Origin of the sequence: Microbispora triticiradicis (assembly GCF_005864065.1) — a bacterium.
Classification (GTDB): Bacteria; Actinomycetota; Actinomycetes; order Streptosporangiales; family Streptosporangiaceae; genus Microbispora; species Microbispora triticiradicis.
Map to the genome: position 1 here is coordinate 218,640 of NZ_VANP01000010.1, position 17,143 is coordinate 235,782.

General features: G+C 74.2%; 16 protein-coding genes. 7 read left to right on the plus strand and 9 right to left on the minus strand.

The window, feature by feature from the left end:
- Window positions 1–15: 15 nt before the first annotated feature.
- Both FED44_RS25070 and FED44_RS25075 read right to left on the minus strand, forming a co-directional pair.
- A complete protein-coding gene (locus FED44_RS25070; protein ID WP_117408784.1) occupies window positions 16–918 on the minus strand; it encodes a serine/threonine-protein kinase in 903 nt (300 codons plus the stop codon).
- A 40-nt stretch (window positions 919–958) separates the two neighbouring features.
- Entirely contained in the window at window positions 959–2,968 is a 2,010-nt protein-coding gene (locus FED44_RS25075; protein WP_138462248.1) for an N-6 DNA methylase, read from the minus strand.
- A 97-nt stretch (window positions 2,969–3,065) separates the two neighbouring features.
- Between FED44_RS25075 and FED44_RS25080 the strand changes: the two genes are divergently transcribed.
- Window positions 3,066–3,761 (plus strand): PP2C family protein-serine/threonine phosphatase, encoded by a 696-nt coding sequence (locus FED44_RS25080; protein WP_244302242.1) that lies wholly within the window; start codon window positions 3,066–3,068, stop codon window positions 3,759–3,761.
- Between the two features lie 29 nt (window positions 3,762–3,790).
- On the opposite strand, the gene FED44_RS25085 is transcribed toward FED44_RS25080, so the two are convergent.
- Both FED44_RS25085 and FED44_RS25090 read right to left on the minus strand, forming a co-directional pair.
- A complete protein-coding gene (locus FED44_RS25085) occupies window positions 3,791–4,549 on the minus strand; it encodes an SDR family NAD(P)-dependent oxidoreductase (protein ID WP_138462249.1) in 759 nt (252 codons plus the stop codon).
- A gap of 77 nt (window positions 4,550–4,626) precedes the next feature.
- Window positions 4,627–5,196 carry a CGNR zinc finger domain-containing protein gene (locus FED44_RS25090; RefSeq protein WP_117408786.1) on the minus strand — a complete coding sequence of 190 codons (570 nt, stop codon included), beginning with the start codon at window positions 5,194–5,196 and terminating at the stop codon, window positions 4,627–4,629.
- 185 nt (window positions 5,197–5,381) lie between these two features.
- On the opposite strand from FED44_RS25090, the gene FED44_RS25095 reads away from it, so the two are divergent.
- The 3 genes from FED44_RS25095 to FED44_RS25105 are packed head-to-tail and all read left to right on the plus strand — an operon-like array spanning window position 5,382 to window position 8,760.
- On the plus strand, window positions 5,382–6,782 hold the full coding sequence (locus FED44_RS25095) for a glycoside hydrolase family 10 protein (RefSeq protein ID WP_244302244.1): 1,401 nt from the start codon (window positions 5,382–5,384) through the stop codon (window positions 6,780–6,782).
- 38 nt (window positions 6,783–6,820) lie between these two features.
- A complete protein-coding gene (locus FED44_RS25100) occupies window positions 6,821–7,927 on the plus strand; it encodes an acetate/propionate family kinase (protein WP_138462250.1) in 1,107 nt (368 codons plus the stop codon).
- A 38-nt stretch (window positions 7,928–7,965) separates the two neighbouring features.
- On the plus strand, window positions 7,966–8,760 hold the full coding sequence (locus FED44_RS25105; RefSeq protein ID WP_138462251.1) for a PhzF family phenazine biosynthesis protein: 795 nt from the start codon (window positions 7,966–7,968) through the stop codon (window positions 8,758–8,760).
- 28 nt (window positions 8,761–8,788) lie between these two features.
- Here the strand turns inward: FED44_RS25105 and FED44_RS25110 are convergent, their stop codons facing one another.
- Entirely contained in the window at window positions 8,789–9,793 is a 1,005-nt protein-coding gene (locus FED44_RS25110) for a carboxymuconolactone decarboxylase family protein (protein ID WP_117408790.1), read from the minus strand.
- A gap of 194 nt (window positions 9,794–9,987) precedes the next feature.
- On the opposite strand from FED44_RS25110, the gene FED44_RS25115 reads away from it, so the two are divergent.
- A complete protein-coding gene (locus FED44_RS25115; RefSeq protein ID WP_117408791.1) occupies window positions 9,988–11,163 on the plus strand; it encodes a sensor histidine kinase in 1,176 nt (391 codons plus the stop codon).
- Entirely contained in the window at window positions 11,160–11,834 is a 675-nt protein-coding gene (locus FED44_RS25120; protein WP_117408792.1) for a response regulator, read from the plus strand. Before FED44_RS25115 ends, FED44_RS25120 begins: the two co-directional genes overlap by 4 nt.
- Before the next feature lie 36 nt (window positions 11,835–11,870).
- Here FED44_RS25120 and metE read toward each other — a convergent pair whose 3' ends face one another.
- Together metE and FED44_RS25130 are read right to left on the minus strand one after the other, a co-directional pair.
- Entirely contained in the window at window positions 11,871–14,150 is a 2,280-nt protein-coding gene (metE, locus tag FED44_RS25125; RefSeq protein WP_138462252.1) for a 5-methyltetrahydropteroyltriglutamate--homocysteine S-methyltransferase, read from the minus strand.
- 152 nt (window positions 14,151–14,302) lie between these two features.
- Window positions 14,303–15,154: a helix-turn-helix transcriptional regulator gene (locus FED44_RS25130; protein WP_138462253.1), complete on the minus strand. Its 852-nt coding sequence runs from the start codon at window positions 15,152–15,154 to the stop codon at window positions 14,303–14,305.
- Between the two features lie 85 nt (window positions 15,155–15,239).
- On the opposite strand from FED44_RS25130, the gene FED44_RS25135 reads away from it, so the two are divergent.
- Window positions 15,240–16,019: an SDR family NAD(P)-dependent oxidoreductase gene (locus FED44_RS25135; protein ID WP_138462254.1), complete on the plus strand. Its 780-nt coding sequence runs from the start codon at window positions 15,240–15,242 to the stop codon at window positions 16,017–16,019.
- 26 nt (window positions 16,020–16,045) lie between these two features.
- Here FED44_RS25135 and FED44_RS25140 read toward each other — a convergent pair whose 3' ends face one another.
- Together FED44_RS25140 and FED44_RS25145 are read right to left on the minus strand one after the other, a co-directional pair.
- Window positions 16,046–16,387 carry an MmcQ/YjbR family DNA-binding protein gene (locus tag FED44_RS25140; protein WP_117408795.1) on the minus strand — a complete coding sequence of 114 codons (342 nt, stop codon included), beginning with the start codon at window positions 16,385–16,387 and terminating at the stop codon, window positions 16,046–16,048.
- 116 nt (window positions 16,388–16,503) lie between these two features.
- Entirely contained in the window at window positions 16,504–17,133 is a 630-nt protein-coding gene (locus FED44_RS25145) for a hypothetical protein (protein ID WP_208759151.1), read from the minus strand.
- Between the last annotated feature and the right edge of the window lie 10 nt (window positions 17,134–17,143).

Here is a 17,143-nt window from a genome sequence, read left to right on the forward strand (position 1 = left end):
GCGGCTCTCGGTGCGTCAGCGGACGCGGCCGATCATCTGGGCGTACATGCGCCCCGGGCTGGGCACCGACGACGGGTTGAGGAAGCCGGGCAGCGGGGGCAGGTCCACCGCGAACGGCTGCAGCCGCTCGAACAGGGTGTACGCGTCGGACGGGCGCCGGTCCGGGTCCTTCTCCAGCAGTTCGGCGATCAGGTGGTCGAGCGCGGCGGGGACCCCCGGCACGCGGGGCGGCCGCTCCTTCACCTGCTTGTCGAACACGGCGTACTCGGTGGGCCCGGTGAACAGCTGGTTGCCCGTCAGCATCTCGTGCAGCACGCAGCCGAGGGAGTACAGGTCGCTCTTCGGCCCGGCCACCCCGCGCTGGATCTGCTCGGGCGACATGTACGCCGGGGTGCCGAGGATCTGCCCGATCCGGGTGAACTGGGCCGCCACCCCCGCGCGGTCCGGCTCGCGGAGCATCGCGAGCCCGAAGTCGAGCAGTTTCACGCTGCCGTCCGGGCAGAGCATGAGGTTGGTCGGCTTGAGGTCCCGGTGGCAGATCGACAGCTTGTGCGCGGCGGTCAGCACGGCGCAGGCCTGGGCGGCGACGGCCGCCGCCCAGGGCACCGGCAGCGGGCCGTGCTCGCTCAGCAGGTCGGCCACGGTCACGCCCTCGATGAACTGCATGACCTGGAAGAGCCGCTGCTCGTAGGTGCCGAAGTCGTACAGGACGGGCGCCCCGGGATGGTCGAGCTTCGCCAGGATGCGCGCCTCGCGGATGAACCGGCGCTGCAGCTCCTCGTCGGGGCCGTCGGGCAGGCGCAGGAACTTCACCGCCACCTTGCGGTCGAGCCGCCGGTCGTGGCCGCCGTACACGGCGCCCATTCCTCCCTGGCCCAGGGGAAGGTCGTCCAGCTCATACCGGTCGCCGATGACCATGCGCCCCTCCCGTCGACCTTTCGGGGAAAAAGCTACACCGTTACCCGCGCGGGCGAAGACGTCCGCCGACCAGCCCTTCGACGCCGAGGCGGGCGAGCGCCTCCCCGGCGGCGGCCACCTCCCGCAGGCCGTCCTCCAGCGCGAGCAGCCGCCGGAAGGCCGCGCCGTACTCCCGCTGGACGGTCAGGGGAAGCTGAGGGACCCGGGCCCGGCGGGCCTCCACCCGGCCGCTGCCGGGGTGCGGACGGCCCCCGCCTGCCGCGTACCGCAGGAACCCGGCGAGGAACTCGGGGTCCACCTTGCCGGGATCGACCCGGAACAGGCTGAGGTACGGGCCGAGCACCGCACCGTCCGCCGTGACCACCCGCGCGGTCAGCGCGGACGCCACGACGTCCCCGGGCCGTACGGCGACCAGGCCGGGGGCGGGGGGAATCCGCCGCGCCGGCGCGGCCCCCGTCACCCCAGCGGCCCCCGTCGCCCCGGCCGCCAGGTCGTCGGCCGTCAGCACGGGCACGCCGTCCTCGCCGTCCTCGGGGGCGTCGCCGTCCGGGAGGGCTCTCAGCGGCGAATGCCGGATGGTGACCAGCCCGGACCTGGCCATCTCCGCCACGGTCGACCAGGAGACGTCCCAGCCCGCCCCACCCCCGGTGAGCACCTCCAGGTCCGGCAGACCGTCGGCCAGGGCCGCCGACACCTCCCGGAAGCGGTCCCGCGCGGCGGGGAAGCCCCGGGTGTCGACGCGCGGGGACAGGTGCCGCGCCGGGCTCACGTCCACCTCGTCGTCGAGGATGTCGATGATCCGGACGACGCGGCCGCCGCGCGGCGGTTCGGTCTCGGCGAGGTGGGCCCGCCAGCACCGCTCGACGGACTCCGGGTCGTCGCCCGCGTCGCCCACGACGATCGTGGCGGGCCCCCGCTCGCCCGGCTCCGGCCTGCGCAGCAGCCACAGGTCGGGCCCTCCGGCGGCCAGCGTGAAGACGGCGCGCAGCGCGCCCGCCCGCAGCAGGTTCGCGCGGATCCGCCGGCCCGGGCGGCGGCTCGCCGCGGCGGCCGGCATCAGGATCGCCACCAGCCCGCCGGGCCGCACGTGGGCGAGGCAGTGCTGCACCCAGGCCAGCTCCGACTCGCCCCGGGGCGGCATGCCGTGCTGCCAGCGGGGGTCGCCGACGAGGTCCTCGTGTCCCCAGGCCCGCTCGTTGAACGGCGGGTCGCACACGACCGCGTCGACCGGCCGCTCCGGCGGGAAGGCGTCGTGGCGCAGCGCGTCCCCGGGCACGATCCGCGCGTCCCGCCCGCGCAGCAGCAACCGCAGCGCGGCCAGCGCCGCCGCCGTCTCGTTGACGTCCTGGCCGAGGAGCCGTACGCCGTCCGCCTCCCCTGCCGGGCCGGTCATGATCTCGGCGGCGCCGAGCAGGAGCGTTCCCATGCCGCAGGCGGGGTCGAGCACGGTCCGCGCCTCCGCGCAGGCCAGCCGGGTCATGAGGGCGGCCACGTCGGGCCGGGTCAGGGCGAGCCTGCGGCTGTGCGCCTCGGCGTACCGCTCGCACAGGAACTCGAACGTCGCGGCCGCGCCGTGCCGCTCGGCCATGGCCGCGACCAGGCGGAGCAGCCCCGGTTCCACACTCGACGCGGCCCCCGGGAACAGGTCGCCGGTCGCCTCGGCCACGGCACGCGGGAGCCGTACGGCGAGGTCGGCGGACCTGGCGAGCCGCTTCCAGCCGCCGGGGTCGCGCTGGACGTAGAGCAGGAAGGCGCCCGCCTCGCGGATCACCTCGCCCAGCCGCAGGTCGTCGGCCGAGGCGCGCAGCCGCTGCCAGACGCGGTCGCCCTGGGACACCTCGAACGACTTGCCGTTCCTGCGCAGCCACGCCTCGACCTCGGGCAGCGAGAAGAGCGGGCTGGACGCGGTTCCGCCGACGGGCTGGGGGAAGTCGTCGTACCTGCGTCGCCAGTTGCTGACCGCGGCCCTGCCCACGTCGGCCAGCCGGGCGATGTCACCCGCGTTCACGGTCGCTTCGACGCCGGCGTCCGCCGGGGCCTCGTGATCCATGAACATGAGCCTAGCACCATGCTTGTGAAGTGACTCAACCAATGGTTTACTCAAAACCATGACGCACAGCCGCATTCGGTATGCCGCGGGGTCGGACGTGGGACGCTCGCGTGCCAAGAACGAGGACTCGGTGCACGCGGGCGAGCGCCTGCTCGCCATCGCCGACGGAATGGGCGGTCACGGACACGGTGAGGTCGCCAGCGCCGCCGTCATCTCCGAACTGGCCCGCCTGGAGGACGATCCCGCCCCCGGCGACCCGGTCGCCGCCCTGGCGGACGCCGTGCGCGAGGCCGGGCAGCGCCTGGGCGATCTCGCCGCGCAGGACCCCACGCTTGAACGGATGGGCACGACCGTCACGGCCATGCTGTGGGACGGCGAGGGGAGGTTCGCACTGGCCCACGTCGGCGACTCCCGGGCGTACATGCTGCGGGACGGCGCCCTCTACCAGATCACGCGGGACCACACCCTGGTGCAGTCGCTGGTGGACGACGGCCGGATGAGCCCCGACCAGGCCGCCCGTCACCCCCGGCGGTCCCTGCTGCTGCGGGCGCTGGAGACGAGCGGCCTGGCCGAGCCCGACCTGTCGCTGCGGGAGGCGTATCCGGGCGACCGTTACCTGCTGTGCTCCGACGGCCTGACCGCCGTCCTCGAAGCGGAGGCGCTGCACAACGTCCTCAGCACGGTCGCCGACCCCCGTGAGGCGGTCGACCGGCTGATCGAACTGGCCAACGAGGGCGGCGGCCCCGACAACATCTCCTGCGTGGTCGCCGACGTCGAGCCCGCCGAGGCCTGAGGCCGTCCGGACACCGCTCGCGACGTCCGTCAGACGGTCCAGCCGCCGTCGACGTCGATCGTCGCTCCGGTGACGTACCGGCCGCCGTCGCCCGCGAGGTGGGCGACCATCTCGGCGATCTCCGCCGGCGCCGCGTAGCGGCCGAGGGCCGTCAGTCCCCGGATCGTGTCCGCCATCGGGCCGTCCGCCGGGTTCAGGGCGGTGTCCGTCGGACCAGGGTTGACGAGGTTGACCGTGATGCCCCGCGGCCCGAGGTCGCGCGCGAGCCCCTTGGTCATCCCGATCAGCGCCGTCTTGCTCAGCGCATACAGGGCGAACCCGGGGAAGGGCGTCCGCTCGGCGACGTTGCTCCCGATGCTGACGATACGGCCGCCCTCGGTCATGTGGCCCGCCGCCGCCCGCGCGGCCAGGAACGGCCCCCGCACGTTGACCGCGAGCGTACGGTCGACCTCCTCCGGCCCGAGGTCCTCGATCGGCGCGACGGGGAAGACCGCCGCGTTGTTGACGAGGACGTCGAGCCTGCCGAACGCCGCGGCGGCCTCGTCCACGGCCGCCCCGGCCGCCGCCGCGTCACCGCCGTCGGCCCTGATGGCCAGCGCCCGCCGGCCCATCCCCCTGACCTTCTCGGCCACCCGCGCCGCGCTGTCCTCGTCCCGCTCATAGGTCAGCGCCACGTCGGCGCCGCGCTCGGCCAGCTTCAGCACGACCGCCGCGCCGATACCCCGGCCACCCCCGGTGACCAGGGCCGCCCTGCCGTGCATGTCGTTGATGTCGTTCGTCTCGTTCATGGCGTCGAGCCTGCCGGAAGGGCGGCGGGCGGGTCCGGCGGCGATCGGACCTGTCACTCGGGCCCGTCACCAGGGCGTCAGGCGCCCCGGGCGCGGAAGGCGGCGGTCTTGACCCGGTTCTGGCAGGCGGTCGAGCAGAAGCGCCGGGTGCCGTTGCGGGAGGTGTCCACGTACACCCGGTCGCAGTGCGGCGCGGTGCACACCCCCAGCCGGTCGTGCAGCTCGCTGCCCAGCACGACGGCGAGGCCCGTCGCGCAGCCGGCCGCGTAGTTGCCCGCGAGAGTGCCGCCCGCGCCGTGGAAGTGCAGGTGCCAGGGCTCGCCGTCGTGCCGGTCGAGGTGCGGCCGGGCGTCGGTCTCGGCCAGCAGGCGGTTGACCGTGAGCGCCGCCGTGTCGACGTCCCCGCGTGACACCGCCTCGAACACGCCGCGCAGCGCCCGCGCGGTCTCCGCCAGCGCGCCGGCCTCCGCCTCGCCGATCTTGAGTGCCCCGCCGCGGCCGGCGTCGAGGATCTCGGCGACGACCTCGGCCCGCGCCCCGTCCGCGGGCGGCTCGTACGGACGCCCTCGCGCCTCGCCCGCCGTCAGCGCGTTCACCAGACCGACGGCGATGACCACCACGGCGTCGGTGTGACTGTTGAAGTTCACGGTTACGCCTTCGCATTCCAGTACGTGACTGGCGAAATCCTACATGACAGTTACAGATAACCCGGCACGGTCCACGGCTTGTCCGATCGCAATATTTCGATAAAAATCCGAAACATTCGGCCTTCGGCTCGCGGCGTCGCCGCACCTGGTCATGGCTCAGGATCCCAGAGGAAGGACGTACCACCGTGAAACGTCCCAGTGTCCTGGCACCGTCAGCCGCCCCCGGCGTGCGCCGCGCGCTCGTCGCGGGCGTGGTCGCGGCGCTCTCCTTGGGTATCGCGGTCGCGGGGACGACCGGCGCGGACGCCGCCGGTTCGGCACCCGTCGCGAGCACCAGCACGGCTCCGCCCCCCGGTACGACCCTGGGCACGGCGGCGGCCCGCAGTGGGCGTTACTTCGGCACCGCGATCAGTGCGAGCAAGCTCGGCGATTCGGCGTACACCACGATCGCCGGCCGCGAGTTCGACATGGTGACGCCCGAGAACGAGATGAAGCTCGACGCCACCGAGCCCCGGCAGGGCCAGTTCGTCTTCACCGCCGCCGACCGGATCTTCGACTGGGCCGTGCAGAACGGCAAGCGGGTCCGCGGCCACACCCTGGTGTGGCACGCGGCGGAGCCCTCGTGGTTGCAGAGCCTCACCGGCAGCGCGCTCCGCCAGGCGATGATCGACCACATCAACGGAGTGATGTCCCACTACAAGGGCAAGATCTACGCCTGGGACGTGGTCAACGAGGCCTTCTCCGACAGCACCGGCGGGCGGCGCGACTCCAACTGGCAGCGGACCGGCGACGACTGGATCGAGGTGGCGTTCCGCACCGCGCGGGCCGCCGACCCGGCCGCCAAGCTCTGCTACAACGACTACAACATCGAGAACTGGTCCTGGGCGAAGACGCAGGGCGTCTACAACATGGTCAAGGACTTCACGTCCCGCGGCGTGCCCATCGACTGCGTCGGCTTCCAGGCCCACTTCAACAGCCTCACCCCGTACAGCGCCGACTTCCGCACCACGCTGCGGAACTTCGCCGCGCTCGGCGTCGACGTCCAGATCACCGAGCTGGACATCCAGGGCGCCCCGGCCACGACGTACGCCAACGTGGTGAACGACTGCCTGGCGGTGCCGCGGTGCAACGGCATCACCGTGTGGGGCGTCCGCGACCCCGACTCCTGGCGGTCGAGTGACACCCCGCTGCTCTTCGACGGCAACGGCGGCAAGAAGCCCGCGTACACCGCCGTGCTGGACGCCCTCAACGCCGCCGGCACCGACCCCTCGCCGAGCCCCACCCCGCCGGTGAGCCCGAGCCCCACGCCGCCCGCCGGGAGTTGCACCGCGACCCTCAAGGCGGGTCCGAAGTGGTTCGACCGGTACGACCTCGTCGTCACCGTCACAGGTTCGGACGACTGGATCGTGACCATGACCCTGCCGTACCCGGAGAGGTTCATCTCGGCCTGGAACGCCGCCACCACCGTGAACTCCGCCCGGAGCGTCATGACGGCCCGGCCCGACGGTCACGGCGACACGTGGGGCGTGTCGATCAGGCACAACGGAAACCGGACCTGGCCCACGGTCACCTGCCGGCCGGCCTGACGTGTTTGCGGGGCGGGACGCCGGGGAGACGGATCGCCATGACACCGGTCGTGCTCACGGTCAACGCCGGCTCCTCCAGCCTCCAGCTGCACCTCGTGCGGGAGGGCCGGGTGCTGCGCGGCGAGCACAGCGAACAGAGTCCCGACCCCGCCGCCGCGGAGCGCACGCTGTCGGACTTCCTGTCCGGCGCCCTGTCCGGCACCGGTGCGGAGGTCACCGCGGTCGGTCATCGGCTCGTGCACGGCGGGGAGGCCGTGCGCGCGCCCACGATCGCCGACGACGCGGTGGTGGAGGCGGTGCGCGGCTACGCCGACCTCGCGCCGCTGCACGTGCCGCCCGCGCTCGCCCTGGCCGAGGCGGCCCGGCGGGTGCTGCCGTCCGTGCCCCACGTGCTCTGCCCCGACACCGCCTTCCACGCGGAACTGCCCGACGCCGCCGCCACCTACGCGCTGCCCGCCGAGTGGCGGCGTCGCTGGGGCCTGCGCCGGTACGGCTTCCACGGGCTGTCGTACGCCTGGGCGACCCGGCGGGCGGCGGAGCTGCTCGGGCGCGAGGACATGCGGCTCGTCGTCACGCATCTCGGCGGCGGATGCTCGGTGTCCGCCGTACGGGCCGGGCGGAGCGTGGACACCTCCATGGGGTTCACGCCCCTGGAGGGGGTGCCCATGAGCAAACGGTCGGGCAGCGTCGATCCCGGCATGCTCCTGTGGCTGCTGTCCGGATCGCGGCTCACACTGGAGGAGCTGCGCGACGGGCTGGAGCACTCGTCCGGGCTGCTCGGACTCTCCGACGGCCTGTCCGGGGACACCCGCGACCTCGTCGCTTCGGGCGCTCCGGCCGCCGCGCTGGCGCTCGACGTGTTCGCCCACCGGGTGAGCCGCGAGATCGCCGCCTCGACCGCCGCCCTGGACCGGCTCGACGCGCTCGTGTTCACCGGCGAGATCGGCTGGGACCAGCCCGAGGTGCGTGAGGCGGTGTGCCGGAGGCTGTCGCCGCTCGGCGTGGCGCCTCCCGCCGTCGGCGCCGTGGACCGGGACGGCGTCGTCAGCCCGGAGGGCGCCCGGGTGCCGGTCCTCGTCGTACGGCCGCGCGAGGAGCTTCAGGTCGCCCGGGAGACCCTCGCCGCCCTCGGCCACCCCACCTGACCGCCTGATCGCGCGGGGCGACCGTAGAATCAGCCGGCATGCGCGTCTTCACCGTTGACTCCTTCACCGACCGGCCGTTCCGGGGCAACCCGGCGGCGGTCTGCCTCCTCGACGACACCGTGCCGGACGAGTGGATGCAGGCCGTCGCCGCCGAGATGCGCCACTCGGAGACGGCCTTCGTGCTGCCGCAGGACGACGGGCCGCGCTCGCTGCGCTGGTTCACCCCGGCCGTCGAGGTCGCGCTGTGCGGGCACGCGACCCTGGCGGCCGCACACGTCCTGTATTCCATTGGCGAGTCCGGGCGACTGGAGTTCGCCACGAGGAGCGGGGTGCTCGCCACCGAGCAGACCGGTGACGGCCTGATCGCGATGGACTTCCCGGCGAAGCCGGCCACACCCGGCCCGCCGCCGGACGGCCTCGTCGAGGCTCTCGGCGTCACTCCGGTGTGGACCGGGCGCAGCGAGTTCGACCTCCTGGTCGAGGTCGGGTCCGTCGCTGACGTGCGGGCCGTGCACCCGGACATGGAGCGACTGATCGGGGTGGAGGCCCGCGGCGTCATCGTGACGGCCTCCGGCGAGGGCACCTCCGCCGACTACGTGTCACGGTTCTTCGCCCCGCGGGCGGGCGTGCCGGAGGACCCCGTCACCGGCTCGGCCCACTGCGTGCTCGCGCCGTACTGGTCGGCCAGGCTGGGCCGGGACGCGCTCGTCGGCGAGCAGGTGTCGGAGCGCGGCGGGACCGTGCGCACCACCGTGCGCACGACCCCGCAGGGTGACCGCGTCGAACTCGCCGGCCACGCCGTGACCATCTGGTCGGGCGAACTGGAGGTCTAGGCGGGTCCAGGCCGGGTCTGAGCCGTGTCTAGGCGGTGGCGGCGACCCCCGCCTCGACCCGCTCGACCGCGGAGATCGCCCCGAACGCCAGCAGCCGTACGAGGTCGGCGTCGGACCGGCCGCGCCCGGCCTCCCGCCACGCGGCGACGTCCGCGTCGGTCACCCGGTACGGCGCGAGGGCGGCGAGCAGCGCGAGCCTGGCGGCCGGGCGCCGCGCGGGGGCGACGTCCGCGAGCGGCCCGGCCGGCCACCCGGACAGCGGAGGATGCCCGCCGTCCCAGACGGCGACGGCCTCCAGGACCGCCTCCACCGCCTCGTCGTCCAGCAGGGCGGCCCCTTCTCCCGCGCAGGCCAGCAGTGCCGCGAACGCGGCGCCCATCGGGGCGCCCGCGGCCCAGCCGGGGTCCCGGTACGCCGGCAGCCCGCGCAACAGGGGCAGCGCCTCCCCACGCGGCAGCCTCCGGCGCACCGCTCTGGACAGGGCTCCGCCGCCCAGGCGGCGCACCAGCCGGGACCGCTGCAGACCGGCCGGCAGGAGGTCGGCGGTGAGCAGGGACGACACCATGCGGTTGATGAAGTGGAACGCGAGCGCGGTGCCGATGTGCTCGTTGGCCTGCTCCGGAGGGCACGGCGGCGTCCGCCCGCCGCCGGTTGTGCCGGTGGCCCAGTCGAACAGCCGCGCGTGCTCCGGATCCGGCGGCCGTTCGCCTCGCGCGAGCGTCTCGGCCAGCCGGTGCTCGCCGGTCGCGTGCAGGAGCATGGTGTGCGCGTCCACGCAGAACGGACATTCGTTGGCCAGCGACACCCCGGCAGCGACGACCTCCTTGGCCGCCCTGGGCGCCTCGCCCACGAGCAGCGACTCGCGCAGCAGCGCCCAGGTGGCGGCCAGCACGTCCGGCGCCGGCGACAACGTCAGGAAGAGCGGCATCCGGGTCATACCGAAGTCGCGGGCGATCTGGTGGTAGACCTCCGCCACCCGCCCGGTGGCCGCCTCCACGGGCACGGGGGTCACATAGCGGTACGGCGTCGGCATATCGGCCTCCCTGGGATTGAACTGTCCGGCGCCGATCCTGCCGGTCACGGCCCGCCGAGTCGTCGTACGGCGGGAGAGTCCGCGGGCCGCTCCCCCGGCAAGTGAACGCGGCCCGGCGTACTCCAGCGGGAGTAGCGCCCGAAGGGTCCGCCGGGAGGAGGCGGACGAACCGGACGCGGTTTACGCTTCGGGACATGGAGCGTGATCGCGGCCTGCGGCCGTACGCCGAGGACGGGGCGGCGGCGGCCGTCCTGGCGGCGCTGCTCGTGGCCGGCACCCTGATCCCCGGCGCCCCGAACAGCCCGGCGCGGGTGGGGGTGATCGGTTATCTGCTCCTGGTGGGCGGGTGCGCCGCCGTGACCGCGCGGCGGGCCGCGCCGGTCGCGGCGATGGCCGTCGCGACGGCCTGCATGTTCGGCTACGCCCAGGTGGTGTATCCGGAGACCGCGCCCACGTTGCCCGTCCTGATCACCGTCTACTCGGCGGCGAGTGCCGGGCGGCGTGTGTGGGCGCTGTCGGCGAGCGCGGTCTACCTCGGCGGCGCCCTGCTGGCGGAGCTGGCCGACCTCGGCACGCGGACCCCGCGCGAGGTCCTGGACCGGACCGGTCTGCTGGTCGGCTGGTTCGTCGCGGCCAACGTAGCGGGCATCGTGTCGCGGCAGCGCCGGGCGTACCTGCGCCAGGCCGAGCAGCGGGCCGCCGAGGCGGAGCGCACCCGCGAGGAGGTCGCGCTGCGCCGGGCGGGCGAGGAGCGGCTGCGCATCGCCAGGGAGTTGCACGACTCGCTCACCCACAGCATTTCGATCATCAAGGTGCAGGCGGGCGTGGCCGTCCACCTGGCGCGCAAGCGGGGCGAGGAGGTGCCGGCCGCGCTGCTGGCGATCCAGGACGCGAGCGCGGACGCCATGCGGGAGCTGCGCGCGACGCTGGAGGTGCTGCGCGAGCCCGGCGAGGAGGGCGGCGGCGAGGAGGACCGCGCCGGGCGGATCGGCGAGCTGGTCGAGCGGGCCCGGTCGGCGGGCGTGCCGGCCACGCTGGCGGTCACCGGCACGCCCCGCCGCCTGCCGCCGGAGGTGGATCTCGCGGCCTATCGGATCGTGCAGGAGGCGCTCACCAACGTCGCCCGCCACGCGGGGCCCGCGTCGGCCTCCGTACACGTCGGTTACCAGCCGGACGCCCTCGTCGTACGCGTCGAGGACGACGGCCGGGGCGGGACCGGCGCCGCGGACGCGGCACATGAGCCGGGGGTGGGACTCACCGGCATGCGCGAGCGGGTGTCCGCGCTCGGCGGGCACATCCAGGCCGGCCCGGGAGCGGGGGGCGGCTTCCGCGTCCACGCCGAGCTTCCCCTGCGGGAGGGAGCGGCGTGATCAGGGTGCTGCTGGTGGACGACCAGGCGCTCATCCGGGCGGGCTTCCGGGCGCTGCTCGACGCCGAGGACGGCGTGGAGGTGGTCGGCGAGGCGGGCGACGGCGCCCAGGGCCTGGCCCTGGCCGAGCGGCACGTGCCCGACGTCGCCCTCGTCGACATCCAGATGCCCGTGATGGACGGCATCGAGACGACCCGGCGGATCGCCGCCGATCCCCGGCTGGCCCCCACCCGGGTCGTGATCCTCACGAACTACGGCCTCGACCGGTACGTCTTCGACGCGCTGCGGGCGGGCGCGAGCGGGTTCCTGCTCAAGGACACCGATCCGGTGGAGCTTCTCCAGGCCCTCAGGGTCGCCGCGCGGGGTGACGCCCTGCTCTCCCCCGCCGTCACCCGGACGCTGATCAGCGAGTACGTCTCCCGCCCGCCGGACGCCGCGCCGGCGGCCACCCTGGACGCGCTCACCAACCGGGAGCGGGAGGTCGTCGCCCTGGTCGCCCGCGGCCTCACCAACGAGGAGATCGCCGCCCACATGGTGATCAGCCCCTTCACCGCGAAGACCCACGTGAGCAGGGCGATGACCAAGCTGGGCGCGCGCGACCGCGCCCAGCTCGTCGTCTTCGCCTACGAGTCCGGCCTGGTCTCGCCCCGGCGTCCCGCCTCACCGCGGTGAGCGGCCTCGGCCGTGCCGCTACCGAGGGGTGTGCCGCTACCGAGAAGTGTGCCGCTCGCGGAGGCGGGCCGCGGCCTCGGCCACGTTGGCGAGCGCGGCCTCGACCTGCTCGTGCGACCGGGTCTTCAGGCCGCAGTCGGGGTTGACCCACAGCCGGTCGGCGGGCACCACCCGCAGGGCCTCCTCCAGGAGCCGCTCCACCTCGTCGGCGCCGGGCACGCGCGGCGAGTGGATGTCGTAGACCCCGGGGCCGAGCCCCCGGCCGAAGCCGCGGCCGTCCCCACCGGCGACCCCACTGGCCATCACAGCGAGCACCCGGCCACGTGAGCGGGCCGACTCGACGCTGGTCACGTCCGCGTCGAGGGCGTCGATCGCGGCGAGGATCTGGTCGGCGTCCGAATAGCACAGGTGCGTGTGGATCTGGGTGTGATCGCCGGCGCCGGAGGTCGCCCAGCGGTAGGCCGCGACGGCCCACTCCAGGTAGGCGGCCTGCCCGGCCCGGCGCAGCGGCAGCAGTTCGCGCAGGGCCGGCTCGTCGACCTGGATCACCCCGATGCCCGCCTCCTCCAGGTCGCGCACCTCCTCGCGGACGGCGTCGGCGACCTGGAGGACCACGTCGCGCAGCGGCAGGTCGTCGCGGACGAACGACCACGCCACGATCGTGACCGGGCCGGTGAGCATGCCCTTGACCGGCCTGCTCGTCAGCGACTGCGCGTACCGCGCCCAGCGCACGGTCATCGGCTCCGGCCGCCGCACGTCGCCGTGCAGGATGGGCGGCCGGGTGCAGCGCGAGCCGTACGACTGGACCCAGCCGTGCCGGGTGACCGCGAAGCCGTCGAGATGCTCGGCGAAGTACTGCACCATGTCGTTGCGTTCGGGCTCTCCGTGCACGAGGACGTCCAGCCCCAGCCGCTCCTGCACCGCGATGACGTGCTCGATCTCGGCGCGGACCATGTCCTCGTACGCCGCCTCGCCGATCTCCCCGGCCGCCAGCGCAGCCCTGGCCCGGCGCAGTTGCCCCGTCTGCGGGAACGAGCCGATCGTGGTGACCGGGAGGAGCGGCAGCTTCAGGCGCTCGGCCTGCGCCGCCGCCCGTACGGCGTAGGGCGCCCGGCCCCCCTCCGGCGCCCGGGTCTCTGTCACCCGGGCCCCGGACGTGGAGGGCCGCGCCTGCGGCGCGGAGAGGCGGGGGACGTCGGCGCCGGGGCCCTCGACGAGCAGGTGCGCCAGCTCGACCACCTCGGCGACCTTCTGCTCGGCGAACGCCAGCCGGCCCCGCAGGGCGGGATCGAGGCCGGTCTCCCGCTCCACGTCGTACGGCACGTGCAGGAGCGAGCACGAGGTGGCGACCGCGACCCGTCCCGCCCGCTCCCGTGCGGTGCGCAGCGTGGCCAGTGCCCGGTCCCGGTCGGTGCGCCACACGTCCCGGCCCGACACGACACCGGCGACGACCGTCTTGCCGGCCAGGAGACCCACGTCACCGGGCGTGCCCCGGACGAGATCCAGGGCCACGGCCTCGACCGGCGTCCGCGCCAGCACGGGCAGCGCCTCGCCGAGGTCCCCGAAGTAGGCGGCGACCAGAAGCGCGGGCCGTTCCGCCAGTCCGCCGAGCCGGCCGTACGCCGCCTCGACCGCGGCGAGTTCGGCGGGAGTCCGGTCGGCGACCAGCGCGGGCTCGTCGAGCTGCACCCAGCCGACGCCCTCCGCGGCGAGCGCGCCCAGCAGGCGTCCGTACACCTCGACCGCGTCGTCCAGCCGGTCGAGCGGCGCGAAGCCGTCCGGGCTTCCCGCCGCGGCCTGCGACAGCAGGAGGAACGTCACCGGCCCGACCAGCACCGGCCGCGTCTCGAGGCCCAGCGCGCGAGCCTCGCGGACCTCCGAGAGCGGCTTGGCGGCGTCGAGGGAGAAGATTGTCTCCGGGCCGATCTCGGGGACGATGTAGTGGTAGTTGGTGTCGAACCACTTGGTCATCCGCAGCGGGGGCAGCCCCTCGGCGCCGCGGGCCATCGCGAAGTAGGCGGTCAGGTCGTCGTCGTGCCGGTAGCGCTCGGGCACCGCGCCCAGCAGCACGGCCGTGTCGAGGACGTGGTCGTAGTAGGAGAAGGTGTTCGACGGCGACCCGCCCAGACCCAGCTCCGCCAGCCGCCGCCAGGTGTCCTCCCGCAGCCGCCGCGCCACCTCCTCCAGGGCCGCGCGGTCCGAACGGCCCTCCCAGTACGCCTCCAGCGCCCGCTTCAACTCCCGATCGGGTCCGATCCTCGGATACCCCAGCACGGTCGATTCTGGAAAAGGCGATGCTGGAAAAGACGACGTCATCACGGCTCCTCGCTCCGTCGAACAGGACGCCCCGCATCCTCCCCTCGCCCGGTTCCGCCGCGCCGGATTCATCACCCACGCTTATGGATCACCCCGACGTCGCCCTGAACGACCGCGGGCATCGATAAGCCGGCGTGAACGACATGCGCGGCTCAGCGAGGGGCGTCCATCCGCTGGGTGCCGATGACCGACAGCAGCCGCAGCGCCTCCTCGGACGGCGAGCCGGGGACGGCGGTGTAGATCACCATCTGCTGGTCGCGGTCGGCGATGTCGAGGGCGTCGCAGCTGACGGTGACCGGGCCGACCATCGGGTGCCGGAAGGTCTTGCACAGCGTCGGCGGGCCCTCCACCTCGTGGGACGCCCACAGGCGGGCGAACTCCGGGCTTCCCGCGAGGAGCTCGTCCACCAGCCCGGTCACCTCCGGCGCGCCGGGGTAGCGGGCGGCGGCGGCGCGCAGCCGCCGGGCCGCGTGGCGGGCGAACGCGTCGGCGTCGGAGACTCCGTACAGGCGCCGTCCCCCTTGGTCCGGCCCAAGGAACACGCGGCGCACCAGGTTGCGGTCGCGCCTCGGCAGAGCCGAGAAGTCCTCCATGAGGGCGGCCGCCAGCTCGTTCCACGCGAGCACCTCGAGCGTCGCGGACGTCACGAACGCGGCGGACTGCGGCAGCCTCCGGAGCAGGTCCAGGATGCTCTGCCGCACCTCCCGCGGGGGCCCCGGCGGCGGGGCGGCCGGGGCGCCGGCGAGGTGGTGGAGGTGGGCGCGTTCGGCGTCCGACAGGCGCAGGGCCCGGGCCAGCCCGGCCAGCACCTCACGGGACGGGCGCGGACCGCGGGCCTGCTCCAGCCGGGTGTAGTACTCGGTCGAGATGAACGCCAGTTGCGCCGCCTCCTCACGGCGCAGGCCCGGGGTGCGCCGCCTGGTCCCGGCGGGCAGTCCCACGTCGGCCGGGCTGATCCGCTCGCGCCTGCTGCGCAGGAAGGCGGCCAGTTCTCGTCGGTCCATACCTCCAGTGTGCCGGGCGCGCGGAGGCGATCCAGGTACCGCCGGTGCCTGGATGGGCCGCGCCCACCGGCGCAGGCTCGTCGCCATGGACAACACACGTACCGGTGCGGGCCTGCTGGCCGGCAAGGTCGCCTTCGTCAGCGGCGGCGGACGCGGAATCGGAGCCGCGGCGGCGCGGATGTTCGCCCGGGAGGGCGCCCGCGTGCTGCTCGCGGCCCGGACGGAGGCCCAGCTCAAGACGGTGACCGAGGAGATCCGGGCGGCGGGCGGGACCGCGGACCACGTGGTGTGCGACCTGGCCGACGCCGCCAGCGTGCGCGCCGCCGTGAACCGCGCGGTGGACCTGTACGGCCGGCTCGACGTCGCCTTCAACAACGGGGCGACCATCCAGCAGCCCGGCCCGATGGACCGGATGCCGGAGGCCGACTTCGACCACGTCTACACCGTGAACCTGAAGAGCGTCTGGCTGGCCATGACCGCCGAGGTGGAGGCAATCCGGGCCACGGCCGGCCCGGGCGCCATCGTCAACAACTCGTCCGTCGGGAGCTGGGGAGGCAACCCCGAACTCCCGGCCTACGCCGCGATGAAGCGGGCGGTCAACAGCCTCACCGAGTCGGCCGCCGTCACCTACGGCCCCGAGGGCATCCGGGTCAACGCGATCGCTCCCGGCAACACGCTCACCGAGATGATCCGCGCCTGGGAGGCCGAGTCCCCCGGACTCCAGGAGCGGCTCACGGCGATGACGCCGCTTCGCCGCGGGGCCGACCCGGCCGAGATCGCCGAGGCCGCCGCCTGGCTGCTGAGCGACCGCTCCTCCTTCGTGACCGGCGCCGTGCTCCGGGTCGACGGCGGCGCCCGGCTCTGAGCGGAGCCCGGGGGTCGGAGCGGGGGTCAGAGCGAGTCGTACGCGGCGGCCACCTTCTTGGGGACGACCATCCGCCAGGCGTCGGTGACGAGCTCCCGCATCTCGGCCACGTCGATGGCCGCCAGCCGGACCCGGACCCACTGGTAGCGCTCGTCCGAGGGCAGGGGCATGAGGAACTTCTCCGGCTCGGCGGCCACGAGGGCCGCCCGTTCCTCCTTGGGGAACCCGAAGCCCATCAGGGTCTCGTCCGGGGACACGGAGGCGTACACGATGCCCCTGACCCGGAACTTCACGTGGTCGCGGACCAGTGCCTCCTCGGTGCGCGGCAGTGCCCGCGCGACCTGCCGGACGTCGTCGGCTGTGACCATCGGACGCTCTCCTTCCGTCGCCGACGAAGGTAGCCGCCGCCACCGACATTCCGGCCGCCCGGCAGCGAGGTGCCCCGCGACACGCGTCGCGGGGCACCCTGCGGTCAGGAGCTGGGTCAGGACTGGTTGAAGAGGGAGAGGGTGAGGGTGGAGTGGTATTCGCCGGCGGCGACGTCGACGGGGGTGCGCAGGGCGAGGTCGGCGTTGACCTTCGAGGTACCGATCTCGGTGGCGGAGTCGGCGGTGGAGACGAGGAGTTCCTGGCCTTCCAGACCGACGGTGGGGGCTCCGGAGCCGTCGGAGATGACGCTGGAGACGGGTTCGCCGGCGGCGACGGCGCCGGTGGTGGTGTCGGACAGCAGGCGGGGCTTCCAGCCGAGGTATTCGGGGCCGATGGGGGCGATGCCGGTGCCGGTGGCGGTGAACTGGCTGGCCTGGCCGACGACGGCCCAGAACTCGCCGTCGGGGATCTCGGCGGGTGTGCGGGTGTCGGTGACGGTGACGGTGGGCAGGGTGCCGACGAACTGGCGGGCGGTGGCGTCGGAGCCGTTCTCCTGGAGGGAGACGCCGTTGTTGTCGGCGACGGTCATGGAGATCTGGCCGGGGGTGGTGGTGGGGGTGATGGTGACCGAGACGTCGATGCCGGCGCCGGGGTCGTCGGCGAGGGCGGGGGAGACGCCGATGCCGGTGAGGGTGAGGCCGAGCACGGAGGCGGCGAGTATCTGGGTGGTGCGGGTCATTCGCATGGGGTGATCA